Consider the following 25663-nt stretch of genomic DNA (forward strand, 5'->3'; position numbering starts at 1 on the left):
GCCGCTGCTGCTGTTAGGGTCCGGGTCCGGGAGGGCGACCGGAAGGGCGCATTGCGTGGACTGGCTGAACGCCATCGTGGACGGGCTCGTTGACTGGGCCGACGGCGTCCATTGGCTCGAGTTCTGGACGATCCCGCTCTTCACCGGGATCGTCGGCTGGCTGATCAACTGGTCCGGCGTCTGGATGCTCTTCAACCCCGTCTACTTCAAGGGCTGGACCGTCCCCGGGATGCGGGAGTTCGCCAGCGTCCTGCCCCGCAAGATCCAGGAGGTCCCCGGCTTCCTTCAGGGCGGCATCGGCTGGCAGGGGATCATCCCCGCCCGCGCCGCCAAGATGGGGTCGATCGCGGTGGACAAGGCGATCGCCAAGCTGGGCACCCCCGCCGACTTCTACCAGCAGCTCGAGCCGGACAAGATCGCCGAGCACATCTGCGCCACCTTCGGCCCCGAGGTCCCCGAGCTGGTCGACCAGGTGATGCGCGAGCAGCACCCGCGGCTGTGGGCCGACCTGCCGCCGGCCGTGCGCGCCGCCGTCATCGAGCGCGTCCAGGCCCAGCTGCCCGGCATCGTCGGCAACGTCACCGACCAGATCGGTGAGCACATCGATCAGCTGCTCGACCCGAAGTACATGGTGATCGAGCACTTCCGCGCCCACCCGGCGCTGGTGGTCCGGATCTTCCGCGACTTCGGTCAGCGCGAGCTCAACCTGATGATCTTCTTCGGGTTCGTCTTCGGCTTCCTGCTCGGCATCCCGGTCGCGATCATCGACACCTTCTGGCACCACTGGTACACGCTGCCGCTGATGGGCGTGATCGTCGGGTGGACCACCAACGCGCTCGGCATGTGGCTGATCTTCGAACCGCCCACCCCGCGCCGGATCCTCGGGATCAAGGTGCAGGGACTCTTCCCGCGCCGGCAGAGCGAGGCGGCCGAGGTCTACGCCCAGATCATCGCCGACGACGTGATCACGCTGGAGCGGATCGGCGACCACCTGATGCACGGGCCGCGCGGTGACGCCACCCACAAGCTCCTCGGCGACGCGCTGCGCCCGGCGATCGACCAGGCGGCCGGCCCCATCCGGGGCGCGGTCCGGGTCGCGGTCGGCACGAACCGGTTCGACTCGATCCGGGAGTCGGTCACCCAGCAGGCCGTCGACCGCACGCTGGAGCCCTTCCAGGACCCGGACTTCTCCCGCCAGCAGGCCGAGCGGATCCGGAGTCTGATCGCGGTGCGCACCGCCGAGCTGCCGCCCGACGAGTTCGTCGAGATGATGCGCGCCGCGATCAAGGAGGACGAGTGGATGCTCTACGCCCATGGCGCGATCATGGGGTTCGCGGGCGGGCTCCTGCACTACGTCCTCTTCACCCTCTTCGGCTGATCCCCCGCAACCTGAAGGAGAACCTGACTCCATGGCTGACCTGACGCCCCGCCCGGCCCGGATGGGTGGCGCGCTCGCGACCCTGCCCGGCCTGACCCGCGTCGCGGCCGGCTTCTCGGTCAACGCCGTCGGCTGGGGTGCCCGCACCGCCTTCCGTGGCAGTGCTCGCGTGGCCAAGGCCGTGGTCGACCCGGCCGAGGCCGCCGACATCGTGCGCGACGTGCTCCGCACCGCCGAGGTGGTCCGCGAGACGACCCTGGCCGTCGTCCAGGGCGTCCCCGTCGGTACGGCGGCCTCGACCGCGGTCGCGAACGCCGCCGACCACCGCTCGGCGCCGACGCGCCCCGACCCGAAGGCCGAGCGCGTCCCCGAGATCACCGCCGGCTCGCTCCGTGACCGCGGCGCGGCCCTGCTGGAACGCTCCCGCGACGTCACCGCCCCCGAGGGCGGCCACCCGGCGTTCGCCCGGATGCTGGAGGAGCTCGCTCCCGACGAGGCCCGGATCCTGGTGCTGCTGCTGCGCGACGGGCCGCAGCCGACCGTCGACGTCCGCACCGGCGGGCCGATGGGTCGGATGTCGAGCCAGCTGATCGCGCCCGGCCTGTCGATGATCGGGATGCGCGCCGGCGTGCGCTCGGACGACCACGTGCCGTCGTACCTGAACAACCTGTTCCGGCTGGGGATCATCTGGTTCTCCAAGGAGCCGGTCGCCGACCCCGACGAGTACCAGGTGGTCGAGGCCCAGCCCGACGTCCTGGCCGCGCTGCACTCGGTCCGGTTCCCGCGGGTGGTGCGCCGGTCGATCCACCTGACCCCGTTCGGGGAGGAGTTCTGCCGGGCGTGCCTGGTCGACGAGGCGGCCGCTGGCGGGGAATTCCCGGCGCACGAGGCGCCACTGAGGACGCCGACGGACGACTGAGTCGGCTCACGCCCGGCAGGCGTTGGCGGCCCGTAGGTCGCGGACGATCGATTCCACGATCCGTCGACCGCTTCCGAGTGAGGTGCGCGTCGGCGCGATCTCCGGTATCGCGCCGGGTTCGGAGTCCAGGAAACGGTGGAGGTCGGCGCCCGTCCGCAGCCGCGGCAGGTCGCGCGTGAAGCCGTCCGGGTCGTTGATGATCAGCTCATCGTCGGCGGGAATCGTCAGCCCGATCGGGCGGCCGAGGGCGGCGTACTCGGTGAGGATCGAGCTCACGTCCGAGACCAGGACATCGGCGGCAAGCATCGCCGGCGCGGCATCGGGTGATTCGTCGAGGTGGACGTTCGGTCGGGTGGCGCACAGCGAGCGGAACTGGTCGACCGTCGCCCCGCAGCCGGAGGCGACGAGGTCGGGCAGCAGTCGGGGATGGGGCGGATGATGAGGATCTCGTCCGTCGATCGAGCCGCACGCTCCAGGAGGACCGGGGCGAAGGTCGGGAATGTGAAACCGCCCTCCTCCCCGGCGAAGTGCGGGTTCCACAGCACGATCCGGCCCTCGCCCAGGCGTGCCTGCAGGTCCCTGGCGGCGGAGGCCACGCTGGCGCTGGCGAGCAGCCGTTCCTGCTTCACGTTGCCGAGGAAGACCGCGTTGTCGGTGTCGCGCGGCGAGAACTGCCGGAAGCGTTCGACCTGGCCGAGGCTCGGGGCGTAGATCCGCCACGCCTGGTGGTGCAGAGGGAGGTCGAACATCGAGCGGGTGATGCCGGGGTGGCCGTGCAGGGCGAGGGCGTACGGCGAGAGCGCGACCTGGACGCCGGCGGCTCTGAAGGTGTCGAGATCGAGGCCCGTGCGCTCGCCCCACTGAGTGATGTAGGGGTCGTGGAAGACGGCGAGATCGAACCAGCCGAGGTGGTGCCGCAGCCAGGTGTCGTCGTGCACGGCGATCGGCAGGTCGGCGACCAAGCGCAGGATCGCCGACAGGTCATGCTGCTCGTAGGTGGAGGTGTCCTCAGCCAGGATCAGGTATGGCACCACGTCCGGGTCCCCGATGGCCGCGCGCACGAGCATCTCGAGCGCTCCCCACAACTGCGGCCGCATCAGCATGAAGGCGATGTGGATCAGTGGTGGTGCCAGGCTCACTCTGGAACCATCGGCTCACCGTGCTGAATCTTGAGGTCGATCAAAGTTGAGTGGAATGGACTCAACTTTCGCAACGTTGAGCCGATAGAAGGTTCAGCAGCGATAGGAGACGATCACCCCCATGAGTCAGTTCGGTCTGGAGAAGTTCACCACCCGCAGCCGCGAAGCGATCGAGGCTGCCCAGCTCGCCGCGACGACGGCGGGCAACTCGACCATCGAGCCGATCCACCTGCTCACCGCGCTGCTGCTCTCCGAGGACGGCACCGCCGCCGCGCTCGTGATGAAGGCCGGCGTCGACCTGCGCACCGTGGTCACCGCGGCCGCCGCCGAGCGGGACAAGCTGCCCACGGTCAGCGGGTCCACCGTCGGCCCCGCGCAGGGGTCGGGGTCGCTCACCCGGGTGCTGGCGAGCTCGATCGAGCTGGCCACCTCGATGAAGGACGACTTCGTCACCACCGAGCACCTGCTGATCAGCCTGGCCACGATTGAGTCCAGCGCCCGCACCGTGCTGGTCACGCACGGGCTCACCCCCGACGCGATCACCGGCGCGCTCACCGCGACCCGCGGTGACCGCCGGGTGACCAGCCCCGACGCCGAGGCCAACTTCGACGCCCTGGAGAAGTACGCCGTCGACCTCACCGAGCGCGCCGAGGAGGGCAAGCTCGACCCGGTCATCGGTCGTGACGCCGAGATCCGCCGCGTGATCCAGGTGCTGAGCCGACGTACGAAGAACAACCCGGTCCTGATCGGGGAGCCCGGCGTCGGCAAGACCGCCGTCGTCGAGGGCCTGGCCCAGCGGGTCGTGGCCGGCGACGTCCCCGACTCGCTCAAGGGCCGCCGGGTGCTCGCCCTCGACCTGATGTCGATGGTCGCCGGGGCGAAGTACCGCGGCGAGTTCGAGGAGCGGCTCAAGGCCGTCCTCGACGAGATCAAGGCCGCCGAGGGCCAGGTGATCACCTTCATCGACGAGCTGCACACCGTCGTCGGCGCCGGTGCCGGCGGGGACTCGCAGATGGACGCGGGCAACATGCTCAAGCCGATGCTGGCCCGCGGCGAGCTGCACATGATCGGCGCCACCACGCTCGACGAGTACCGCGAGTCGATCGAGAAGGACCCGGCGCTGGAGCGCCGCTTCCAGCAGGTCTTCGTCGGCGAGCCGTCGGTCGAGGACACCATCCAGATCCTGCGCGGCATCCAGGAGAAGTACGAGGCCCACCACGGCGTCCGGATCACCGACGCCGCCCTGATCGCCGCCGCGAGCCTCTCGGACCGCTACATCACCGGGCGTCAGCTGCCCGACAAGGCGATCGACCTGATCGACGAGGCGGCCTCGCGGCTGCGGATGGAGATCGAGTCCTCGCCGGAGGTGATCGACCAGCTCCGTCGTGCCGTCGACCGGCTCAAGATGGAGGAGTTCGCCCTCGAGCGCGAGTCCGACGACGCGTCCGTCGAACGCCTCGCCGTGCTGCGCGAGGACCTGGCGAACAAGACCGAGGAGCTGCGCGGACTCGAGGCCCGCTGGGACGCCGAGAAGGCCACCCTTGAGGGCGAGGGCGACCTGCGTCGCCAGGTCGACGCCCTCCGCACGGAGGCCGACCGGCTGCAGCGCGAGGGCGACCTCGGGCGCGCCTCGGAGATCCTCTACGGCCAGATCCCCGAGCTCGAGCTCCAGATCCGGGCCGCCGAGGCGTCGGTCGGCCAGATCGAGCAGGGCGACAAGCTGGTCGGGGAGCAGGTCGGCCCGGAGCAGATCGCCCAGGTCGTCGAGGCCTGGACCGGCATCCCGACCGGTCGGATGCTCGAGGGTGAGACCGCGAAGCTGCTGAAGATGGAGGAGGTCATCGGGGAGCGGCTGATCGGTCAGGCCGAGGCCGTCCGTGCCGTCTCCGACGCCGTCCGCCGCACCCGCGCGGGCATCTCCGACCCGAACCGGCCGACCGGCTCGTTCCTCTTCCTCGGGCCGACCGGCACGGGCAAGACCGAGCTGGCCAAGTCGCTGGCCGACTTCCTCTTCGACGACGAGCGCGCGATCGTGCGGATCGACATGAGCGAGTACTCCGAGAAGCACTCGGTCGCCCGCCTCGTCGGTGCCCCTCCGGGCTACGTCGGCTACGACGAGGGCGGTCAGCTCACCGAGGCCGTACGCCGCCGCCCCTATGCGGTCGTCCTGCTCGACGAGGTCGAGAAGGCCCACCCCGAGGTCTTCGACATCCTGCTGCAGGTGCTCGACGACGGGCGTCTCACCGACGGCCAGGGCCGCACGGTCGACTTCCGCAACACGTTGCTGATCCTGACCTCCAACCTGGGCTCGCAGTTCTTGGTCGACCCGACGTTGGACCCGGGCGTGCGGCACGACTCCGTGATGGCGGCGGTGCGGGCGAACTTCAAGCCCGAGTTCCTCAACCGGCTCGACGAGATCGTGCTCTTCGAGGCCCTCTCCCCGGCCGAGCTGGCCCGGATCGTCGACATCCAGCTCGGCGGTCTCAAGGCCCGGCTCGCGCAGCGCCGGATCGGGCTCGAGGTGACCGACGAGGCCCGGACCTGGTTGGCCGAGACCGGCTACGACCCGGCCTACGGCGCCCGCCCCCTGCGCCGGCTGATCCAGTCCTCGATCGGGGACCGGCTCGCCCGGATGCTGATCGGCGGCGAGGTGCACGACGGCCAGAGCGTGACGGTCGACCACGCGGACGACGGCTTGACCCTCACGGTCTGATCCCGTCGCCGAGATGGCCCGTCTGGGCCGCCGAGATGGCCCGTCTGGTCCTCCCAGATGGCCCGTCCGGTGTCCTACGGTGCGGACATGAGACCTGTTCTCGGTTCCGCAGCGCTGGTGCTCGTCCTGCTCCTCGCCGCGTGCGGGAGCGGGGACGGCAGCGGCACGGACGACGCAGCCGACTCACCCACAGCGACCGCGACGGCACCGTCGACACCGTCCGAGTCCGCGTCGGGCTCGATGTCGCCGATGGACGACGCCTCAGCGGTCGCGACGGCGGCGGAGGAGCGGGCGAAGTCGATCGCCTGCTTGACGGGCAAGACCTGGCGCCTGGTGACCGCCGACCTGGCCAGCCAGATGGAGCACACGCTCAGCGCTCAGTTCGACCGGCTGCCCAACGCCGGCCTGGACTCGGTGCGGATCCCGTCGGGTGGTCTCACCGTCGCGTTCACGCCCGACCTGCGCGCCACCTACACCGACACGATGATGATCCAGATGAAGGCGCACATCGCGATGGGGGAGACCGAGGTGCCGATGGTGATCGAGCAGAAGCACCGCGGCAGCTCGAGCGGCAGCTACAAGCTGGTCGACGGCTCCACGCTCAACCCGGAGCCGGGGTGGAGCGGTCACATCAAGGTCGTCACGACGACGACCATCGGCGGTCGGAGCGGGACGTCCCCGATCAGCGTCGGCGGTCCCTCGTCGGCGTACGCACGGATGAAGATGCTGTTCTCGTGCGAGCCGGGGACGCTGATGATGACGCTGCCGGGGACGACCCCGTTCAACTACCTGTTCCACTGAGCAGGTAGTCGAGGCGGCTCAGGCCAGCAGGACGTCGTACGCCTCGGAGCTCGAGTCACGCAGGAACGTCGCGCAGCGCTCGGCCTCCTCGGTCTCGCCGATCGCGGTGGCCGCGAGGCTGAGCAGCGCCAGGCAGGACAGGAACCCACGGTTGGGCTCGTGCGACCACGGCACCGGGCCGTGGCCCTTCCAACCGTTGCGGCGCAGCATGTCCAGGCTGCGGTGGTACCCCACCCGGGCATAGGCGTACGCCGTCACGTCGGCGTCGGGGCCCTGGGACTGCTCCTTCGCGACGGTGGCCAGCACGGCCCACGCGGCGGGTGAGGCCGGATGGGCGCGGACGACCTCGTACGGGTCGGCGCCGTCGGCCAGCAGCGCGGCCGCCGGGTCCTCGGGCAGCAGGGTCGGCGGCGGGCCAGCCATCAGGTCGGTACCAATACTCATGGACCTATTGTCGGTGCTCTGGTGTTGACTGGCACGGTGACCCAGTCAGAAACCCCGGCGCACGCTCCCGCTCCGGCGATCCCGACCGACCTGAAGCCCTGGCCGGCCCTGATCGCGCTGGTGATCGGGTTCTTCATGATCCTCGTCGACATGACGATCGTGACGGTCGCGACGCCGGCGATCATCGAGGACCTCGACGCGGGGGTGAACGAGGTCGTCTGGGTCACCTCGGCGTACCTGCTCGCCTATGCGGTGCCGGTCCTGATCACCGGCCGGCTGGGTGACCGGTTCGGTCCGCGCCGGCTCTACCTGATCGGCCTCGTCGTCTTCACCGCCGCCTCCTTGGCGTGCGGATTCGCCGGCGCGATCGTGCTGCTGATCCTCGCCCGCGTGGTGCAGGGCCTCGGCGCGGCGCTGATGATGCCGCAGACGATGGCGATCATCACCCGCATCTTCCCGGCCGAGAGCCGCGGACAGGCGATGGCGCTGTGGGGTGCGACCTCGGGCGTCGCGATGCTGGTCGGCCCGATCCTCGGCGGCATCCTGGTCGACGGGCTCGGCTGGGAGTGGATCTTCTTCATCAACGTCCCGATCGGGATCGTCGGCTTCGTGCTGGCCTCCCGGCTGGTGCCCGTGCTGCCCACCCAGCCGCACCGGTTCGACTGGATCGGCGTCGCCCTGTCGGGTGTCGGCATGTTCCTGCTGGTCTTCGGGATCCAGGAGGGACACCAGCGCGACTGGTCGGCCGAGATCTGGGCGATGATCATCGGCGGTCTCGTGTTCCTGGCCGCGTTCGTCGTCTGGCAGCGGGTCAACACCGCCGAGCCGCTGGTCCCGCTCAACCTGTTCAAGGACCGCAACTTCTCCCTCGGGACGACGACGATCTCGATGATGGGTCTGACCGTCAGCGCGATGGGCTTCCCGATCATGCTCTACGCCCAGGTGGTGCGCGGGCTCGGTCCGACCGAGGCGGCGATGCTGCTCACCCCGATGGCGCTGGTCACGCTGGTCGGTTCCCCGATCGCCGGCCGCTTCACCGACACCGTGCACCCGCGCTACCTGCTCACGTTCGGCTTCGCGACCGCGGCGGTGTCGTTCTGGTGGCTCTCGGTCCTGATGACCCCTGACCGGGCCTACTGGCAGCTCTGCCTGCCGATGGCGCTGCTCGGCCTGGGCAACGTCTTCATCTGGGCACCCAACGCCGCGACCACCATGCGCAACCTGCCGATCTCCCTGGCCGGCGCCGGCTCAGGGGTCTACAACGCCACCCGCCAGGTCGGCGGTGTCCTCGGAGCGGCCACGATCGCCGTCCTGATGGACAGTCGTCTGGCGTACTACGGTCTCGGAGCTGCCTCCAACCCCGAGACCGCCGGCGGTGGCGCCGCCCTGCCGCCCCAGGTCGCCGACGGGTTCGCTGCGGCGATGTCGGACTCGCTGCTGCTGCCCTTCGCCGTCCTCGTGCTCGGCATGGTGACCTCGCTGTTCTTCCAGAGGCCGAGCTTCCAGAGCCGTTGATCGGGGTCCGTAAGGTCTCGGCATGAGCGAGGCGGGGACGGCGGAGCCGGGCGGTGTGGCTGGATGGGCCGTCGACCTGATGGATCGACTCGGTGCGATCGGTGCCGGGCTGGCGATCGCCGCCGAGAACCTCTTCCCGCCGCTGCCGAGCGAGGTGATCCTCCCGCTGGCGGGCTTCACCGCGAGCCAGGGCCGGTTCTCCCTCGCTTCGGCGATCGGTTGGACCACCGCGGGCTCCGTGGTCGGAGCGCTGATGCTCTACGCCCTCGGCGCGTGGCTGGGTCGGGAACGGGCCTACGCGATCTGGGCGAAGGTCCCGCTGACCCAGGTCAGCGACCTCGAGCGGACCGAGGCCTGGTTCGAGCGGCACGGCGGCAAGGCGGTTCTCCTGGGACGCTTCCTGCCGATCTTCCGCAGCCTGATCTCGATCCCGGCCGGCCTGACCCGGATGCGGCTGGGTCGGTTCGTCGCGCTCACCGCGATCGGCTCCGCGATCTGGAACAGCGTCTTCATCCTCGCCGGCTACCAGCTCGGGGTGCACTGGGAGCGTGCCGAGCCGATCGTCGGCTGGCTGCAGTGGGCCGTCATCGCCGCCGTCGTGGTGGGGCTGACGGTCTACGTCGTGGGTCGACTCCGGCCGCGGCTGGCCTGAGTCGCCGGGCTCATTCCGTGGACTCGGCCTCGGCGGCCGCTTCGGCCCGGTAGGCCTCGGGGAGACCCGGGTCGGGCTCGCGGCGCTTGCGCCACCACTCGAAGGCCAGCACCAGCACCGTCAGGGCGAGCAGGCCGTAGGTGACCAGGTCGATGTACTTGCCCAGCGACGGGAACGTCTTGCCCAGTGCGTAGCCCACGATCGTGATCGAGCAGACCCAGCCGATCGCGCCGAGGCCGCTCCAGAAGACGAACTTGGCACGGTCCATCCTGGTGACGCCGGCAACCAGCGTGATGTAGGTCCGCACGAAGGGGACGAACCGGCCGGCGACCAGGGCCGAGGAGCCGTGCCGCTCGAAGAAGTCGGCGGTCTGGTCGAGGTACTTCCGCTTCACGATCCGGCCGTCGCGGTGGTAGATCGATGGGCCGATCCTGGCCCCGATGCCGTAGCCGACGACGTTCCCCGCGAACGCGGCGAGCGTGTAGGTCACGAGCACGAAGAGCAGCTCGATGAAGTTGCTGCCCGGCAGGATGTCGATGGAGCCGTTGGCGATGAACAGACCCATCGCGAACAGCAGGGTGTCGCCCGGCAGGAACGGGAACAGGAGACCGCACTCGATGAACAGGACGATGAGTCCGACCCAGAACAGGGCCTCCCCGAACCGTTCCAGGAGGTATTCGGGGCTCAACCATTGGGTGAAGTCATGCAGCGAGATGAGCGGTGTCAGCTGCACCAGAAGGTCGAGCACGCCCTTACCCTATCCGTCGGACCCTGACGAGCAGGTGACTACCGTGGTCCGCGATGAGCAACGAAGAGGAGCGGGCCCCCTACGACCCGATGCCGTACGGTCCTGTCGAGGTCGGACTCGGGCCGTGGCCCGGTGGTGAGGCGGCCTGGCCGACAGGTCCCCAGTGGGATCCGGAGCTGCTGGCCGAGGGGGACCGGCGCAACGTCGTCGACCGTTACCGCTACTGGCGGATGGAGGCGATCGTCGCCGATCTGGACACCCGTCGGCACGGCTTCCACGTCGCCATCGAGAACTGGCAGCACGACTTCAACATCGGCACCATCGTGCGGACCGCGAACGCTTTCCTGGCCGCCGAGGTGCACATCGTCGGCAACCGGCGCTGGAACAAGCGCGGCGCGATGGTCACCGACCGCTACCAGCACCTGGTGCACCACCCCGATGTCCCGACCTTGCACGCCTACCTCGCCGAACGCGGGGTCGCGCTCTGGGGCGTGGACAACCTCCCGGACTCGCTGCACCTCGAGACCACGCCCATCCCCGAGAAGGTCTGCTTCCTCTTCGGCCAGGAGGGCCCCGGCCTCTCCGACTCCGCCCGTGAGGTCGTCGACGCCACGTTCTCGATCGCCCAGTTCGGCTCCACCCGCTCGATCAACGCCTCCGCCGCCGGCGCGATCGCGATGCACTCCTGGATCACCACCCACGCGGACCTGAAATCGGACGAGGCCTGGCGCGGCTGATACCGCGCCAGGCCTCGGGAAGCTGAAGGTCAGTCCTTCTTCCAGCAGCGCAACTGACGCGCGCCCATCGCCCAGGCATCCTCACTGACCCAGGTGACGTAGTCGGTGGTGGTGGGGCAGTGTCGGTATGCCTCCTCCATGAAGGCGTCATCGGTCGGGTAGGTCGCGCCCGCGGCCGCCGTGAGCTTGACGACGGTGGTGTTGCGGTAAGCGTGCCGGCTGGTGCAGGTCGTCCAGTCGAGGTTCTTCGTGCCACAGAGCGCGTACTTGGCGCTGCGGCTCTGGCGCAGAATGGTCTTGACCTTGAGCTTGCCCTGGGTGCGGGCCATGGAGCCGCCCTTGCCCATCAGGCCGGCATCGCATCGGACCCAGCTCTGCCCGGCGGCCTGCTGGGCCGGGGTCGGGGTGAAGAAGTACATCCCGAGGACGGTCCGGGCGGCGGTCATCTCCTTGCCTTGGACGAAGCGCTTCCAAGCGGGGGCGCAGCTGGCGCTCCCGATCGCTCCGATCTCAAGTTCGCTCGCCCCTGCGAGCGGTGCGGTCGGCGCGACGACGGCAAAGGTCTGGGTGGTGTGCTTCTTGGAGCAGGGCACGGCCTTCTTCGTGTCCGACACCTTCCCCACGGCGTGACCGCGCAGGTCGTGGCACTGGCCGGCCTTGGGCTTCGCCGGGGTGGCGGCGCTGGCGGTGGCCGGGACGAGGAGGGCGGCGCCCAGGAGAGCGCAGAGGAGAGCGGCAAGGGTTGCGACGGCACCCGAGAGTCGATTCATGGGCGACAGGTTAGGCAACCTGTGAGCACCCTGTGCCATTACCGGGAAAGCAAGGCTCGATATTGCTCGCGAAAGACCCTTCTTGTGACGCTCCCGAGCCGTTCTGAAGGAGGCGTGGCGCAGGTCACGTCCGTTGGATCGGTCTAACTTCCTCGACCCCGATTCAGGCGTGAATCCGGGTCTAGGCTGACCGGCGATCTGGATCTTCGAACGTCGCTCGCCGACGTCGACTCAATGAACTGGGAGTTCGCTGCATGCCCATCGCCACCCCCGAGAAGTACGCCGAGATGCTGGCGACCGCCAAGGCGCAGGGATTCGCCTTCCCCGCCATCAACGTCTCGTCCAGCCAGACGCTGAACGCGGCGCTCGCGGGATTCGCTGAGGCCGGCTCCGACGGCATCATCCAGATCTCGACCGGTGGCGCCGAGTACCTCTCGGGTCCGACCGTCAAGGACATGGTCACGGGGTCGGTCGCCTTCGCGGCGTACGCCCGTGAGGTCGCCAAGAAGTACGACGTCAACATCGCGCTGCACACCGACCACTGCCCCAAGGACAAGCTCGACGGGTTCGTCCGTCCGCTGCTCGCCCTCTCGGCCGAGCGCGTCGCCCGCGGCGAGGAGCCGCTCTTCCAGTCCCACATGTGGGACGGCTCCGCGGTCCCGCTCGACGAGAACCTCCAGATCGCCGAGGAGCTCCTGGCCAAGTCCAAGGCCGCACGCACCGTCCTCGAGATCGAGGTCGGCGTCGTCGGTGGCGAGGAGGACGGCATCGTCGGCGCGATCGACGAGAAGCTGTACTCCACCCCCGAGGACGCGATCGCGACCGCCGAGGCGCTCGGTGTCGAGGGCTACCTGACCGCGCTGACCTTCGGCAACGTGCACGGCGTCTACAAGCCCGGCGGCGTCCAGCTGCGTCCGGAGATCCTGCGCGACGCCCAGCAGGCGGTCGTCGAGAAGCTCGGTCTGGCCGAGGGCAGCAAGCCGTTCAACCTGGTCTTCCACGGCGGCTCGGGCTCGAGCGCCGAGGAGATCGCCGCCGCCGTCTCCTTCGGCGTGGTCAAGATGAACATCGACACCGACACCCAGTACGCCTTCACCCGCCCGATCGCCGGCTACATGTTCAGCAAGTACGACGGCGTGCTCAAGGTGGACGGCGAGGTCGGCGACAAGAAGGCCTACGACCCGCGTGCCTGGGGCAAGGTCGCCGAGGCCTCGATGGCCGCCCGCGTGGTCGAGGGCGCCCAGCACCTCGGCTCGGCCGGCAAGACCATCGGCTGACCCACGGTCGTCAACCACGAAGCCCGCCTCCGGAGATCCGGGAGGCGGGCTTCGTGGTTCGTACGGAGTTCGTGCGGGGTCAGCGGGTAACGGCGTCCAGCTGGTCGCGGGTGAGGACCGGGCGGATCTCGAGGTCCACGTCGCGCAGCGCCTCGCCGGTGACGGGGGAGCGGTCGATCGCGCAGACGACGGTGTCGATGATCGCGCCGGCGGGGCGCAGCTCGTTGACCGCGTCGCGGACGGCGCCACCCGAGGTGATCACGTCCTCGATCAGGGTCACCCGCTTCCCGTCGAAGGAGGGACCCTCGGCCAGCTTCGCGGTGCCGTACTCCTTGGCCTTCTTGCGGATGAAGACCACCGGGATGCCGGTCTTGGCCGAGACCATCGTCGCGATCGGGACGCCGCCGAGCTCAAGCGCGCCGAGCAGCTCCGTGCCCTCGGGCAGAAGCGGCACCATCGCGCTGGCGACGCGGTCGAGCAGCGACGGCTGCGCCTCGAACAGGTACTTGTCGAAGTACGTGTCCGAGACCTGGCCCGAACGCAGGGTGAAGGAGCCGTGCAAACGGCAGGCAGCATCAATGTCAACGGCGAGATTCGGGTCGGTCACGAGCACTAGGTTAGGGCCGTGACCGCCTCGCGACTGCACGGCCTCGGCCCGACGATCTTCGGGGAGATGACCGCGCTGGCGGCGCAGACCGGCGCGATCAACCTCGGTCAGGGGTTCCCCGACACCGACGGGCCCGCCAAGGTCCGTGCCGTCGCGGCCCGCGCCGTCGTGGAGGGCCCCAACCAGTACCCGCCCGCCCGCGGCCTGCCCGAGCTGCGCGCGGCGATCGCGGCCCATCAGCAGCGGCACTACGGGATCGACCTGGACCCGGACACCCAGATCGTCGTCACCACCGGCGCCACCGAGGCGATCGCCGCGGCCGTCCTCGGCCTGGTCGAGCCGGGCGACGAAGTGCTGATGCTCGAGCCGTACTACGACTCCTACCGGTCGATGGTGCAGATCGCCGGCGGTCAGCACCGCGGCGTCACGTTGACCGCGCCGGACTTCCGGCTGCACCCGGGCGACCTCGCCGCCGCGATCACGCCGCGGACCCGGTTCCTGCTGCTCAACACCCCGCACAACCCCACCGGCACCGTGCTCAGCAAGCACGAGCTCGGCCAGATCGCTGCCCTCGCGATCGCGAACGACCTGATCGTCATCTCCGACGAGGTCTACGAGCACCTCGTGTACGACGGCCAGCACACGCCGATCTCCACCTACCCCGGCATGGCCGAACGGACGCTGACCATCTCCAGCATCGGCAAGTCGTTCTCGTTCACCGGTTGGAAGGTCGGCTGGGCCAGCGGGCCCGCGCACCTGGTCGATGCCGTCTACGGCGCCAAGCAGTGGCTGACCTACGTCTCGGCCGGGCCGCTGCAGCCGGCGGCGGCGTACGCCCTCGACGAGCTCGGCTCCTGGCCGATCGAGCTCGCGGCGGAGCTCGCCGCGAAGCGGGACCGGTGGGTGACCGGACTCAACGAGGCAGGGCTGCCGACGACGTCGCCGCAGGGGACCTACTTCGCGGTCAGCGACATCGGCCACCTGGGCTGGCGCAGCGGCGCCGCCTTCTGCCGCTCGTTGCCCAAGCGGGCCGGCGTGGTCGCGATCCCGATGTCGGTCTTCTACGACGGCAGCGGCGGTGATCAGCTGGTGCGCTGGGCCTTCTGCAAACAGGCCGAAGTGCTCGACGAGGCGCTGCATCGGCTGGCCGCCGCGGATCTGGTGGGGCCCTATCAGGAAGAATGAGCCCATGCTCGCTCGTCCTCGCCAGGTCACCATCGCGGCCTGGGTCGTCATCGTCGGCTCGATCCTGATCGTCGTCGGCGTGGCCCAGCAGTTCCAGCTGCTCGGCTCGGTGGCGACGGCGGACACGATCCAGGAGGCCTTGGACCGGCTCAACCTGGGCTCGGTTTCCGTCGACCAGGTCGAGAGCTTGGCTCGGGTCCTCGGCATGATCTCGGCCGCCTGCGCGACGGCGTCGGTGATCCTGGCATGGCAGGTGATGGCGCAGCGCTCGACGCAGGCTCGGCTCGCCCTGAGCATCCTGGCGGTGCCCCTCTTCGTGACCGGGGTCAGCACCGGTGGCGTGTACTCGACCGCCGTCGTGGTCGCGACCTCGTTCCTGTGGACCTCCGAGGCCCGGTCCTGGTTCGCCGGCACCTGGAAGCCCGAGCCGCCCCGCCCCGCGACCCCGCCGGCCGAGGCCCCCTCGACCCGCCGGATCGGTCAGGTCCCTCCGCCGCCTGCACCGCCCGCACCGCCCGCGCCGCTCGCAGGTCCGCCGGCCTCCGGGCCGATCGCTGGCCCGAGCACCCCGCCGCCCCCGATGGCGGCCTGGCCCCCGCCGTACGTCGGCCAGGTCGATGTGACCACTGCGCCGGCCCCGACCCTCGCGCCCGAGCGGTCACCCCTGCCGCGCCCTCGCGCCGTGCTGGCGGCGGCGCTGCTGACCTGGGTCTTCTCGTTGCTGGCGGCGGGGATCTTCGTGATCGCCGCGGCCGCCCTGATCGCCGACCCGGGCACGATCATGGACCGGATGCGGGAGACCAACCCGGAGCTGATGGAGACCCAGGGCGTCACCGAGGAGATGGTGCGCGGGGTCTTCATCTTCATGACGGGGACCGTGCTGCTGTGGTCGCTGAGCGCGTGCGTGCTCGCGTTCCTGGTGATGCGACGCGCCGCGTGGGCCCGGATCGCGCTGATCGTCTGCGCGGGCAGCGCCGCCCTGGTGCTGGTCGTGGCGAGCCTGGCCGGACCGTTCATGGTCATCCCGCTGTTCGCGGCGACCATGACCGTCGGCCTCCTGGTCCGCCGCGACGTCGCCGCCTGGCTCCGCTGACGGCCCAGACCGGCCACCTCGGCGGACCAGACGGGCCATCTCGGCGAAACGGGGTCAGGCGGTGAGGAGCCCTCGCACCTGCTCCTCGCCGAGGGCGAGGAACAGCGTGGGCAGCCGGGGGCCGCGCTCAGCGTCGACCAGGAGGTCGTAGAGCAGGGCGAAGAACGCCTTCTGGTCGGCCTTGACCTCGTCGCTCGGGGCGTCGGTGACCGCGAACCCGCGGGCCAGCTTCGGCACGCCGTAGATCACGGTGGTGAGGTCGTCGAGCGTGAAGGGTGAGGGCAGGTGCTCGAGGAGCAGGCTGATCCACTCGGCCTCGTTCGCCTCGAGGGAACCCAGGCGTGCGGCCGGGGTCTCACGCACGGTGGTGCGCTCCGACTCGTCGACGTACTCGCTCATCCAGGTCATCGCGCGGGCCAGCCGCGGCTGGAGGTCGTCGGCCGAGGTGACGTCGAACCCGGAGCCGGCGACCACGGAGGTGATCACGTCGACGTTCCCGGCGGTCACGTCGGCGACCCCGGAGAGCAGCCGGAACGGGGCGACGACCGGGGAGGTCGGCAGCACGCCGGCGGCCACGGTCGACGTGGCGCGCTCCCAGGCCAGCACCGCGGCGTCGCGCTTCTCGCCCAGCTTGGCCTTCTTGGTCAGGGTGTCCCACTCGTCGTAGAGCCGGACGACCTCGGCACCGAAGTCGATGTTGAACGCCTGCTTGGGCGCACGCCGGGCGTAGAGCCAGCGCAGCATCGGGGCCTCGAGGATCTTCAGGGCGTCGGCCGGGATCGGCACGCCACCGGCGGAGGAGGACATCTTCTGCCGACCCGCGAACCCGACGAACGCATAGGCGACGTACGACGGCGCCGCAGCGTCGAAGACCTCGGCGACGAGCTCCTTGCCGACCGTGTAGGACGACCCGGGGGTGGAGTGGTCCAGGCCGCCGGGCTCGAAGTTGACGCCCTCGAGCGCCCAGCGCATCGGCCAGTCGACCTTCCAGACCAGCTTGCCCTCGAACTGGGTGGCCACGTTGGTCACGAACGACTCACCGCACGAGTCGCAGGTGTAGGCGAGGTCGGTGGTCTCGTCGTCGTACGACGTGATCGTGGTGGTGTCCTTGCCGCAGCCGCGGCAGTAGGGCTTGTAGGGGAAGCGGGCGTACTCGTCGCCGCTCTCGGCGGAGGAGTCGTCGGCGGTGACGGAGTCGGCCAGGGCCGCGGCCTCCTGCTCCGACTCCGCCTCGACCGCGGCATCTAGTGGGCGCAGTGTGCGGTAGCGGGCCAGGACGGTCTCGATGGTGTCGCGGTGCTTGATCGCGTGCAGCACCTGGTCGACGTACGCGCCGGCGGTGTAGCGCTCGGTCTGGTTGATCTCCTCCATCACGCAGCCCATCTCGGCCAGCGCCTCGCGCAGCGGGGCCTTGAAGTGCTCGGCCCAGGAGGTGTGGCAGCCCCAGGCGTCGGGGACCGCGGTGAGCGGCTTGCCGATGTGCTCGGCCCACTCCGCGGGAGCGCCCGCGGGGACCTTGCGGTAGCGGTCGTAGTCGTCCCACGACTGCAGGTGCCGCACGTTCAGGCCGCGGCGACGCAGCTCCTCGGCGACGAAGTGGGAGGTGAGGAACTCGCGCAGGTTGCCCAGGTGGATCGGACCCGAGGGGCTGATCCCGCTGGCCACCGTCACCGGCGCCGACGTGTCGCCCGCGCGCTCCCAGTGTCGAACGGCGTCGTCGGCGGCACGGGTGACCCAGTCGGTCGGTTCAGCAGCGGGCATGGGGCAAATCTAGTGGGGCGACGGCATCGGACACGATTCGGTTCCTGCTGCGGAAGCAGCGATTCAGGCTTGGTCGGTTCTGGTCCGGTCTACCCTGCCCCCATGCCGGCCCGGAGCAACGAGACCCTGATGACGGCGCTCGGCTTCCCGCGGGCGGCGGCCCGGCTCTACGAGCGGTTGCTGCTGCAGGACGGCCAGGAGGTCGCCACGGTCGCCCTGGCGATGGACCTGACGGTGCCGGAGCTGACCGATCGGATGGCCCCGTTGGTCGCTGCCGAGGTGGTCGTGGTCAACGACGGCCGCCTCCTCGTGCACACCCCGGCGACGGTCGTGGCCGCCCTGATCAGCGCGACGTCGGCGCGGGCCAGCGACGCGGCGATCCGGCTGCAGGAGATCGCGTCCGCGCTGCCCTACCTCGGAGGGATCCCCAGCGTGGTCGGCGCGCCGGAGCTGGACGACCCCATCGACGGCGAGGTCAAGACGGGGTCGGACTGGACCGAGCTGGCCCGCGCGACCCTGCGCTCCACGCTCGGCGACGTGTTGTGGCTGCGCCCGGACCAGTGGCGTCAGCCCTGGGAGTCGGAGATGCACCGGTTGGTGGCCGACCAGCTCGCCGAGGGCCGGTCGATCCGGGCGATCTACCCGGTGCACGTCCTGACCGACGCCCCGGGGATCGTCCGGGCGCGGGCCGAGGTGGGGGAGGAGGTGCGGCTGCTGCCGGAGGTCCCGACCCGGATGGTGGTGTTCGGCACCTCCCACCTTCTGCTGCCGGAGCCGCTCGGGTTCTCCAACTCCCCGCGCACCGTGGTCCGGCAGCGGGGGCTGGTCGAGCTGGCGATCCTCGCGTTCGAGCAGCTCTGGGCGCAGGCGACCCCCTTGTCGAGCCTGGACGGGGAGAGCGCCACCACGGCGGGGAACGAGGTCGACGAGCTGCGTCGGTTCCTGCTCATCGAGCTCGCCCGGGGATCCCAGGACGAGCAGATCGCCCGCCGCCTGGGCATCTCGCTGCGCACCGTGCGTCGCCGGGTGGCGGCGGTGATGGAGGAGCTCGGCGCCCAGTCCCGGTTCCAGGCGGGCGTGGAGGCCGCACGCCGCGGCTGGCTCTAGTAAGGTTCGGCCAGTGCCAGCTATAGCGATCATCGGCGCCCAGTGGGGCGACGAAGGTAAGGGCAAGGCGACCGACCTGCTCGGAAGCAGTGTCGACTACGTGGTGAAGTTCAACGGCGGCAACAACGCCGGCCACACGGTCGTCATCCCGCAGCCCGACGGGTCGGAGGAGAAGTACGCCCTCCACCTGCTGCCCTCCGGCATCCTCACCCCCGGGTGCACCCCGATCATCGGCAACGGTGTCGTGGTCGACCTCGCGGTGCTCTTCGAGGAGATCGAGGGACTCGAGGCGCGGGGGATCGACACCTCCGACCTCAAGCTCAGCGCCAACGCGCACGTCATCGCCGACTACAACCGCACCCTGGACAAGGTCACCGAGCGCTTCCTCGGGTCGCGCCGGATCGGCACCACGGGTCGCGGCATCGGGCCGACGTACGCCGACAAGATGAACCGGATCGGGATCCGCGTCCAGGACCTCTTCGACGAGTCGATCCTGCGCGGCAAGGTCGAGGGCGCCCTCGAGCTGAAGAACCAGATCCTGACCAAGGTCTACAACCGTCGCGGCTACACCGTCGACGCGGTGGTCGAGGAGCTGCTCGCCTACGCCGAGCGCGTCCGGCCCTACGTCTGCGACACCGCGCTGCTGATCCACGAGGCGCTCGCCGACGGCAAGAACGTCCTGCTCGAGGCGGGCCAGGCCACCCTGCTCGACGTCGACCACGGCACCTACCCGTTCGTGACGTCGTCGTCGGCCACCGCCGGCGGCGCCTGCACCGGCTCCGGCATCGCGCCGGCCCAGCTCACCCAGGTGATCGGGATCGTCAAGGCCTACACGACGCGGGTGGGCGAGGGTCCGTTCCCGACCGAGCTGGACAACGACCCGGCCGGTCACGGCGAGTTCCTGCGCAAGGCCGGCTGGGAGTACGGCACCACCACCGGCCGCCCGCGCCGCTGTGGTTGGTACGACTCCGTGATCGCCCGCTACGCCGCACGGCTCAACGGGGTCACGGACTTCGTGCTGACCAAGCTCGACTGCCTCACCGGCCTGGAGGAGGTCCCGATCTGCGTCGCGTACGACGTCGACGGCGTCCGCCACGACGAGATGCCGGTCAACCAGAGCGACTTCCACCACGCCGTCCCGATCTACGAGACCATGCCCGGCTGGTTCGAGGACATCTCGGGATGCCGCACCTTCGAGGAGCTCCCAGCCAACGCCCAGGCGTACGTCAAGCGGTGCGAGGAGCTCTCCGGCTCCCGGATCTCCGTCATCGGCGTCGGCCCCGGCCGTCACGAGACGGTCATCGTCCACCCCCTGATCTGACCCAGCCCGCCGACTTGAGGCTTCCTGCCGCCGAGTTGAGGGTTCTAACGGCCGACTTGAGGGTTCTAGCCGTCGAGTCGACAGATCTGGCGCGCGGCTGACCGGAACGCCGACTCCACGCCGTCTCCGTCGAGGGCGTGGCCGACCAGCATCGCGTCGCGCAGCAGCACCAGCTGCGCCGCGACCTGGTCGGGGTGCTCGAGTCCCGCCGCGGTCGCGAGCTCGGTCAGGGTCGCCCGGAACCACTCCCGGTGCCGTCCTACGACGTCTCGGACCGTGCTCGCCGGATCGGGGTACTCCGCCGCAGCGTTGATGAACGGGCACCCGCGGGTGTGCAGCCGGGTCGCGTCGGCGGCGACCCCGTCGATCACCGCCTCGAGCAGCTCGGTCGGCGTCCCGCCTTCGGCGACGGCGGCGTCGAACAACGAGCGGATGAAGGCGTCCTCGGCCTCGAGCCACGCGACGACGAGCTCTTCCTTGCCCTTGAAGTGGCGGTACATCGTCGCCCGGGTGACCCCGGCCTCGGCGAGCACGCGGTCGACGCCGACGCTGTGGATGCCCTCGGTGTAGAAGAGCTCGGTCGCACTCTCGAGCAGTCGAGTTTTCGCTTCCGAAACTTTTTCGGTCTTGTGGGAATTCATCTCCGCACCCCATAGTTGGAACAGTCAACAAGAACGAACGTTCTTTCTAGATTCTACCAAAGGAGAGGCACCATGAGCACGAACACCACGACGATCACCGCCCGCGAGGCGGCCCAGGTCGCTGCAGCGAACGCGTCCGGCAAGACCCCTGTCGTCTTCGTCCACGGCCTGTGGCTGCTCGCCTCGAGCTGGGACGACTGGAAGACGCGGTTCGAGGCCGAGGGCTACGCGCCGATCGCCGTCGACTGGCCCGGCGACGCCACCGACTTCGCCGCCGCCCGCGCCAACCAGGACCAGCTGGCCGGCACCTCCGTCCCGGACGTGGCCGACCACATCGAGGAGGTCATCAAGACCCTCGACAAGAAGCCGGTCCTGGTCGGGCACTCCTTCGGTGGCCTGCTGGTCCAGATCCTCGCCGGCCGCGGCCTGGCCGCTGCGACCGTGAGCATCGACCCCGCGCCGAGCAAGGGCGTGCTGCCGTTGCCGTTCAGCGCGCTCAAGGCGTCGTTCCCGGTGCTCGGCAACCCGGGCAACAAGAACAAGACCGTGCTGCTCACCTTCGACCAGTTCCGCTACGGCTTCGCCAACGCGGTCCCCGAGGCCGAGGCCCGTGAGCTCTACGACACCCTGCATACCCCGGCGCCCGGTCGCCCGCTGTTCCAGGCCGCCTTCGCCAACCTCAACACCTCGAGTGCGACCAAGGCGGACAAGAAGAACCCGGCTCGCGGCCCGATGCTCGTGGTCAGCGGCGAGAACGACAACATCGTCCCGTTCGCGCTGGCCAACGCGGCCTACAAGCTGCAGTCCAAGAACGCGGGCGTGACCGAGTTCGTCGAGATCCCGGGGGCGGGGCACTCGTTGGTGATCGACAGCAAGTGGAGCGAGGTCGCCGACGCGGCGCTCAGCTTCTTCCGTTCCGTCGAGTGAACCCCGGCCCGGAGGGGGCCAGAACGAGGGATCAGAGCACGCGGGCCAGGAACTCCCTGGTCCGCTGCTCGCGTGGGGCGGTGAACAGCACGTCCGGTGGCGCCTGCTCGAGGATCCGACCGTTGTCGAGGAAGCAGACCGACGTCGCGACCTCGCGAGCGAACGCCATCTCGTGGGTGGCGAGGATCATCGTCATCCCCGCGGCCGCCTCGGCGCGGACGATCTCGAGCACCTCGCCGACCAGGATCGGGTCCAGGGCGGCGGTGATCTCGTCGAGCAGCAGCAACCGCGGCCGGGTGCACAGCGCCCGGACCAGCGCGACGCGCTGCTGCTGACCGCCCGACAGCGAGTCGGGGCGCGACGAGGCGTGCGCGGCCAACCCGAACCGCTCCAACAGCTCCAGGGCGAGGGTGCGGGCCTCGGCCTTCGGCACGCCGTGCACCCGCACCGGCGCCAGCACGCAGTTCTCCAACACGGTCAGGTGCGGGAACAGGTTGTAGGCCTGGAAGACCATCCCGATGTCGCGCCGCACCGCCCGCGGGTCGATCAGCGGGTCGGAGATCTCACGCCCGTCGAACGTGATCACGCCGTCGTCGATCGGCTCGAGCAGGTTGAGGCAGCGCAGCAGGGTCGACTTCCCCGACCCCGACGCACCGATCAGACAGATCACGTCGTGGGTCCCGACGGACAGGTCGATGTCGGCCAGCACCACGCGGTCGCCGTACGCCTTGCGCAGTCCGGAGACCTCCAGCAGCGCGCTCACACCCGCCCCCATTCACGACGCCGGGCACGAGCCGAGAGCCAGTCGGTGAAGCGCGCGATCGGCACCGTCACGACGACGAAGAAGACGCCCGCGAGCACCACGGGCGAGAAGTTGAAGTGGTAGTTCCCGTAGTCCGTCGCGACCCGGAGCGCCTCGTAGACGCCGACCACCGAGATCAGCGCTGTGTCCTTCTGCAGCGACACGAAGTCGTTGACCAGAGGCGGTACGACGCGGCGCAGCGCCTGTGGCAGGATCACGTGCCGCATCGCCTGCCCGCGCGACAGCGCGAGCGCCTCGGCCGAGGCGAGCTGGGTCGGGTGGACCGAGTCGATGCCCGCCCGGATCACCTCGGCGACGTACGCGCCGTAGCAGAGCACCAGCGCGGTCAGGGTCCACCAGAACAGCGAGGTGGTGAGCCCGGGCAGCGCCAACGCCGGGATGCCGAAGCCGAAGAGGATGACGACGAGGATCGTCGGCAACCCGCGGAACAGGTCGGTGTAGGCGATCGCGACCAGGCGCAGCGGGGCCAGCCACGGCGTGATGGTGTGCCGGGTGACCGCCACCGAGATCCCGACGAGCAGGATCAGCGGCTCGGCGAGCAGGAACATCAGCACGTTGTACTTCAGGAACGCGTGCAGCATGTCCGGGAAGACGGCCTTCATGTCGTCCCAGGAGAAGAACGTCTCCTTGACGATCGGCCACCCGCTCGACGAGGTGATCGCCAGGGCCGCCAGCGCGAACGCCCCGATCGTGACCGCCACCGCGATCAAGCCGCGCTGGCGACGCCGACGACGCTCGACAGACTGGCGTTCCAGCTGTCGAGCGCTCGGCATCCAGGCGTCGGTCACGTCAGGGGCGCTTCAGAGACTCACTTCAGGACGGGGACGTTGGCCGCGTCGGAGAGCCACTGCTGCTCCAGGTCGGCCAGCGTGCCGTCGGCCTCGAGCGCTGCTACGGCCTCGTTGACGCAGGTGACCAGCGGGTTGCCCTTCTCGAACAGCATCCCGAGGTGGTCGCCGGCCGTGCCGGTGGCCTCGTCGCCGGCGAACTGGCCGGTGATGGTCGAGCCCTCGATCTCGGCGGCGGTGATGTAGAGCGCGGTCGGCAGGTCGAAGACCACGGCGTCGACCTGGCCGTTGAGCAGCGCCTGCTTGGGGGCGTTGCTGTCGCTGAAGACCAGCGGCTCCTGCTCGGGCTTCACGATCTCGCGGATCGCGGTCAGGGACGTCGTCCCCGTCTGGGCGCCGAGCTTCAGCTTCTTGAGCGCGGCGAGCGAGGTGGCCTTGTCGGCGTTCTTCTCCAGCGTCACGACGGCCTGGGTGGCGGTGTAGTACGGCGTGGAGAAGTCGACGACCTTCTCGCGGTCCGGGGTGATCGAGATCTGGTTGATGTCGAAGTCGAACGCCTTCGCGCCGGGCGCGTAGGAGTTGTTGAACGGCACCTTGACCCAGCTGACCTGGTCCTTCGTGAAGCCCAGCTGGTCGGCGACCGCGTAGGCGACGGCGGACTCGAAGCCCTTGCCGTTGCTCGGGTCGTCGTCGGAGAACCAGGGCTCGTACGCCGGGGAGTCGGTGGCGACGGTCAGCTTGCCGTCGGTCTTGGTCGGCAGGCTGCCGGCCTCGCAGGTGGACGCACTCGGCGACGAGGTGTCGGCGGCGGTGTCGCTGTCGGAGGTGCCGCAGGCGGTCACGGAGAGCAGCAGGACGGGGCTCAGCAGGGCGAGTCGACGCAGGCGCATGACAAAGAATGCTAGACGGGGCCGCTGCGCCTCCATCCATCGCTCTCTGCTGATCGGTCGCCGGCGGGTGGTGGCTTAGGGTGGTGCGCCGTGAAGATCCTCGTCGTCGGTACCGGTGGTCGCGAGCACGCGCTCGCCCTCAAGCTCAACCGTGACGGGCACGAGGTGCACGCCGCTCCCGGCAACCCGGGGATCGCCGCGGTCGCCACGCTGCACCCGGTCGACCCCCTCGACGGGCCGGGCGTCGCCGCGCTCGCCGGCGTGATCGGGGCCGACCTGGTGGTGGTCGGGCCGGAGGCTCCGCTGGTCGCCGGGATCGCCGATGACATCCGCGCCGCCGGGATCGCCGTCTTCGGGCCGTCGTCCGCCGCGGCCCAGCTCGAGGGCTCCAAGGCGTTCTCCAAGGACGTGATGGCAGCCGCAGGGGTGCCGACCGCCCGGTCGTTCGTCGCCACGACGCCCGAGGAGGCGGCCGCTGCGCTGGACGAGTTCGGGGCGCCGTACGTGGTGAAGGACGACGCGCTGGCCGCCGGCAAGGGGGTCGTGGTCACCAACTCCCGCGACGAGGCGCTCGCTCACGCCGCCGCCTGCGGCCGGGTCGTGATCGAGGAGTTCCTCGCCGGACCGGAGGTGTCCCTGTTCGTGCTGTGCGACGGGACCGTCGGTCGGCCGCTGCAGCCGGCCCAGGACTTCAAGCGGATCTACGACGGCGGCCGCGGCCCGAACACCGGTGGGATGGGCTCCTACTCCCCGCTGCCCTGGGCGCCCGCCGACCTCGCCGACACCGTGATCGCCGAGGTGGTCGAGCCGACCCTCGCCGAGATGGGAAAGCGTGGCGCCCCGTTCGTCGGGTGCCTCTACGTCGGCCTCGCGCTGACCGCTGCCGGACCGCGCGTGATCGAGTTCAACGTCCGGTTCGGTGACCCGGACATCCAGCCGGTGCTGGCGCTGCTCGAGTCCGACCTCGGGGAGCTGCTGCACGCCGCCGCGACCGGGACGCTGGCTGCGGTGCCGGCGCCGGTCTTCTCCGACGAGGCGGCGGTCACCGTGGTGCTGGCGAGCGCCGGCTACCCCGAGTCGTCCTCCTCGGGCGACGTGATCGACGGCGTCGACCGGGCCGACGCGATCCGTGCCGTCGACGTGATCCACGCGGGCACCGCGATCGTGGACCACGCCCACGAGGGCGAGCCCGAGCACCTCCACCTGATCACCGCCGGCGGTCGGGTGCTGGCCGTGCGGGCGACCGGGTACGACATCGACGACGCCCGGGCCCGTGCCTACGGTGCCGCCGACCTGATCTCCTTCCCCGGCATGCAGCGCCGCAGCGACATCGCCGCCGAGCCGCTGGGCGTGGTCGAGGGCGCAGCCGCGCTGGAGGGCTGAGGGCATTTCGCCGAGATGGCCCGTCTGGTCCGCCCAGATGGCCC

Annotated in this window: 25 protein-coding genes; 14 read left to right on the forward strand and 11 right to left on the reverse strand. The window is 70.0% G+C overall.

Annotation, left to right across the window (positions count from 1 at the left end):
- Positions 1-55: 55 nt before the first annotated feature.
- Both ACZ5J1_RS00615 and ACZ5J1_RS00620 read left to right on the forward strand, forming a co-directional pair.
- A complete protein-coding gene (locus tag ACZ5J1_RS00615; protein ID WP_464561612.1) occupies positions 56-1378 on the forward strand; it encodes a DUF445 domain-containing protein in 1323 nt (440 codons plus the stop codon).
- Positions 1379-1409: 31 nt separating this feature from the next.
- On the forward strand, positions 1410-2297 hold the full coding sequence (locus ACZ5J1_RS00620) for an Abi-alpha family protein (protein WP_464561614.1): 888 nt from the start codon (positions 1410-1412) through the stop codon (positions 2295-2297).
- Between the two features lie 6 nt (positions 2298-2303).
- Here the strand turns inward: ACZ5J1_RS00620 and ACZ5J1_RS00625 are convergent, their stop codons facing one another.
- The gene (locus ACZ5J1_RS00625; protein ID WP_464561616.1) at positions 2304-2573 is read right to left on the reverse strand and encodes a hypothetical protein; all 270 of its coding nucleotides are present in this window, start codon (positions 2571-2573) and stop codon (positions 2304-2306) included.
- Positions 2570-3436, reverse strand: coding sequence for a hypothetical protein (locus tag ACZ5J1_RS00630; RefSeq protein ID WP_464561618.1), 867 nt, complete (start codon positions 3434-3436; stop codon positions 2570-2572). The genes ACZ5J1_RS00625 and ACZ5J1_RS00630 overlap by 4 nt, the downstream gene beginning before the upstream one ends.
- A gap of 121 nt (positions 3437-3557) precedes the next feature.
- On the opposite strand from ACZ5J1_RS00630, the gene clpB reads away from it, so the two are divergent.
- On the forward strand, positions 3558-6149 hold the full coding sequence (clpB, locus tag ACZ5J1_RS00635) for an ATP-dependent chaperone ClpB (RefSeq protein WP_464561620.1): 2592 nt from the start codon (positions 3558-3560) through the stop codon (positions 6147-6149).
- An 87-nt stretch (positions 6150-6236) separates the two neighbouring features.
- Positions 6237-6950, forward strand: a complete 714-nt coding sequence (locus tag ACZ5J1_RS00640) for a hypothetical protein (protein WP_464561622.1) — start codon at positions 6237-6239, stop codon at positions 6948-6950.
- 18 nt (positions 6951-6968) lie between these two features.
- Here ACZ5J1_RS00640 and ACZ5J1_RS00645 read toward each other — a convergent pair whose 3' ends face one another.
- Complete coding sequence (locus ACZ5J1_RS00645; protein WP_464561624.1) at positions 6969-7394, reverse strand: DUF3151 domain-containing protein; 426 nt, start codon at positions 7392-7394, stop codon at positions 6969-6971.
- Between the two features lie 36 nt (positions 7395-7430).
- Here ACZ5J1_RS00645 and ACZ5J1_RS00650 point away from each other — a divergent pair, with 36 nt between their 5' ends.
- Positions 7431-8909, forward strand: coding sequence for a DHA2 family efflux MFS transporter permease subunit (locus tag ACZ5J1_RS00650; RefSeq protein ID WP_464561626.1), 1479 nt, complete (start codon positions 7431-7433; stop codon positions 8907-8909).
- A 22-nt stretch (positions 8910-8931) separates the two neighbouring features.
- Positions 8932-9561 carry a DedA family protein gene (locus ACZ5J1_RS00655; RefSeq protein WP_464561628.1) on the forward strand — a complete coding sequence of 210 codons (630 nt, stop codon included), beginning with the start codon at positions 8932-8934 and terminating at the stop codon, positions 9559-9561.
- A gap of 10 nt (positions 9562-9571) precedes the next feature.
- On the opposite strand, the gene ACZ5J1_RS00660 is transcribed toward ACZ5J1_RS00655, so the two are convergent.
- Entirely contained in the window at positions 9572-10309 is a 738-nt protein-coding gene (locus ACZ5J1_RS00660; protein ID WP_464561630.1) for a DedA family protein, read from the reverse strand.
- Positions 10310-10362: 53 nt separating this feature from the next.
- On the opposite strand from ACZ5J1_RS00660, the gene ACZ5J1_RS00665 reads away from it, so the two are divergent.
- Positions 10363-11046, forward strand: a complete 684-nt coding sequence (locus ACZ5J1_RS00665) for a TrmH family RNA methyltransferase (protein ID WP_464561632.1) — start codon at positions 10363-10365, stop codon at positions 11044-11046.
- Between the two features lie 29 nt (positions 11047-11075).
- Here the strand turns inward: ACZ5J1_RS00665 and ACZ5J1_RS00670 are convergent, their stop codons facing one another.
- Positions 11076-11816 (reverse strand): septum formation family protein, encoded by a 741-nt coding sequence (locus ACZ5J1_RS00670; protein ID WP_464561634.1) that lies wholly within the window; start codon positions 11814-11816, stop codon positions 11076-11078.
- 254 nt (positions 11817-12070) lie between these two features.
- Between ACZ5J1_RS00670 and fbaA the strand changes: the two genes are divergently transcribed.
- A complete protein-coding gene (fbaA, locus tag ACZ5J1_RS00675) occupies positions 12071-13093 on the forward strand; it encodes a class II fructose-bisphosphate aldolase (protein WP_464561636.1) in 1023 nt (340 codons plus the stop codon).
- Between the two features lie 79 nt (positions 13094-13172).
- On the opposite strand, the gene pyrE is transcribed toward fbaA, so the two are convergent.
- Entirely contained in the window at positions 13173-13700 is a 528-nt protein-coding gene (pyrE, locus tag ACZ5J1_RS00680; protein WP_464561638.1) for an orotate phosphoribosyltransferase, read from the reverse strand.
- A gap of 18 nt (positions 13701-13718) precedes the next feature.
- On the opposite strand from pyrE, the gene ACZ5J1_RS00685 reads away from it, so the two are divergent.
- Positions 13719-14885: a pyridoxal phosphate-dependent aminotransferase gene (locus ACZ5J1_RS00685; protein ID WP_464561640.1), complete on the forward strand. Its 1167-nt coding sequence runs from the start codon at positions 13719-13721 to the stop codon at positions 14883-14885.
- 4 nt (positions 14886-14889) lie between these two features.
- Complete coding sequence (locus tag ACZ5J1_RS00690; protein WP_464561642.1) at positions 14890-15978, forward strand: hypothetical protein; 1089 nt, start codon at positions 14890-14892, stop codon at positions 15976-15978.
- Positions 15979-16032: 54 nt separating this feature from the next.
- Here ACZ5J1_RS00690 and lysS read toward each other — a convergent pair whose 3' ends face one another.
- On the reverse strand, positions 16033-17739 hold the full coding sequence (gene lysS, locus ACZ5J1_RS00695) for a lysine--tRNA ligase (RefSeq protein ID WP_464561644.1): 1707 nt from the start codon (positions 17737-17739) through the stop codon (positions 16033-16035).
- A gap of 102 nt (positions 17740-17841) precedes the next feature.
- Here lysS and ACZ5J1_RS00700 point away from each other — a divergent pair, with 102 nt between their 5' ends.
- Together ACZ5J1_RS00700 and ACZ5J1_RS00705 are read left to right on the forward strand one after the other, a co-directional pair.
- Complete coding sequence (locus ACZ5J1_RS00700) at positions 17842-18846, forward strand: helix-turn-helix transcriptional regulator (RefSeq protein WP_464561645.1); 1005 nt, start codon at positions 17842-17844, stop codon at positions 18844-18846.
- Between the two features lie 13 nt (positions 18847-18859).
- The gene (locus ACZ5J1_RS00705; protein ID WP_464561647.1) at positions 18860-20167 is read left to right on the forward strand and encodes an adenylosuccinate synthase; all 1308 of its coding nucleotides are present in this window, start codon (positions 18860-18862) and stop codon (positions 20165-20167) included.
- 65 nt (positions 20168-20232) lie between these two features.
- On the opposite strand, the gene ACZ5J1_RS00710 is transcribed toward ACZ5J1_RS00705, so the two are convergent.
- Entirely contained in the window at positions 20233-20808 is a 576-nt protein-coding gene (locus ACZ5J1_RS00710) for a TetR/AcrR family transcriptional regulator (RefSeq protein WP_464561649.1), read from the reverse strand.
- 72 nt (positions 20809-20880) lie between these two features.
- Between ACZ5J1_RS00710 and ACZ5J1_RS00715 the strand changes: the two genes are divergently transcribed.
- Complete coding sequence (locus ACZ5J1_RS00715; RefSeq protein ID WP_464561650.1) at positions 20881-21735, forward strand: alpha/beta fold hydrolase; 855 nt, start codon at positions 20881-20883, stop codon at positions 21733-21735.
- Between the two features lie 31 nt (positions 21736-21766).
- Here ACZ5J1_RS00715 and ACZ5J1_RS00720 read toward each other — a convergent pair whose 3' ends face one another.
- Genes ACZ5J1_RS00720 through ACZ5J1_RS00730 form a run of 3 tightly spaced genes read right to left on the reverse strand, consistent with a single transcriptional unit; the run spans position 21767 to position 24236 of the window.
- Positions 21767-22510: an amino acid ABC transporter ATP-binding protein gene (locus ACZ5J1_RS00720; RefSeq protein WP_464561652.1), complete on the reverse strand. Its 744-nt coding sequence runs from the start codon at positions 22508-22510 to the stop codon at positions 21767-21769.
- Positions 22495-23346, reverse strand: coding sequence for an amino acid ABC transporter permease (locus ACZ5J1_RS00725; RefSeq protein WP_464561654.1), 852 nt, complete (start codon positions 23344-23346; stop codon positions 22495-22497). The genes ACZ5J1_RS00720 and ACZ5J1_RS00725 overlap by 16 nt, the downstream gene beginning before the upstream one ends.
- Before the next feature lie 20 nt (positions 23347-23366).
- Positions 23367-24236 carry an ABC transporter substrate-binding protein gene (locus ACZ5J1_RS00730; protein WP_464561656.1) on the reverse strand — a complete coding sequence of 290 codons (870 nt, stop codon included), beginning with the start codon at positions 24234-24236 and terminating at the stop codon, positions 23367-23369.
- A gap of 90 nt (positions 24237-24326) precedes the next feature.
- Here ACZ5J1_RS00730 and purD point away from each other — a divergent pair, with 90 nt between their 5' ends.
- Entirely contained in the window at positions 24327-25619 is a 1293-nt protein-coding gene (gene purD / locus ACZ5J1_RS00735; protein WP_464561658.1) for a phosphoribosylamine--glycine ligase, read from the forward strand.
- Positions 25620-25663 lie beyond the last annotated feature (44 nt).

The organism is Nocardioides sp. JCM 18999 (assembly GCF_055391175.1).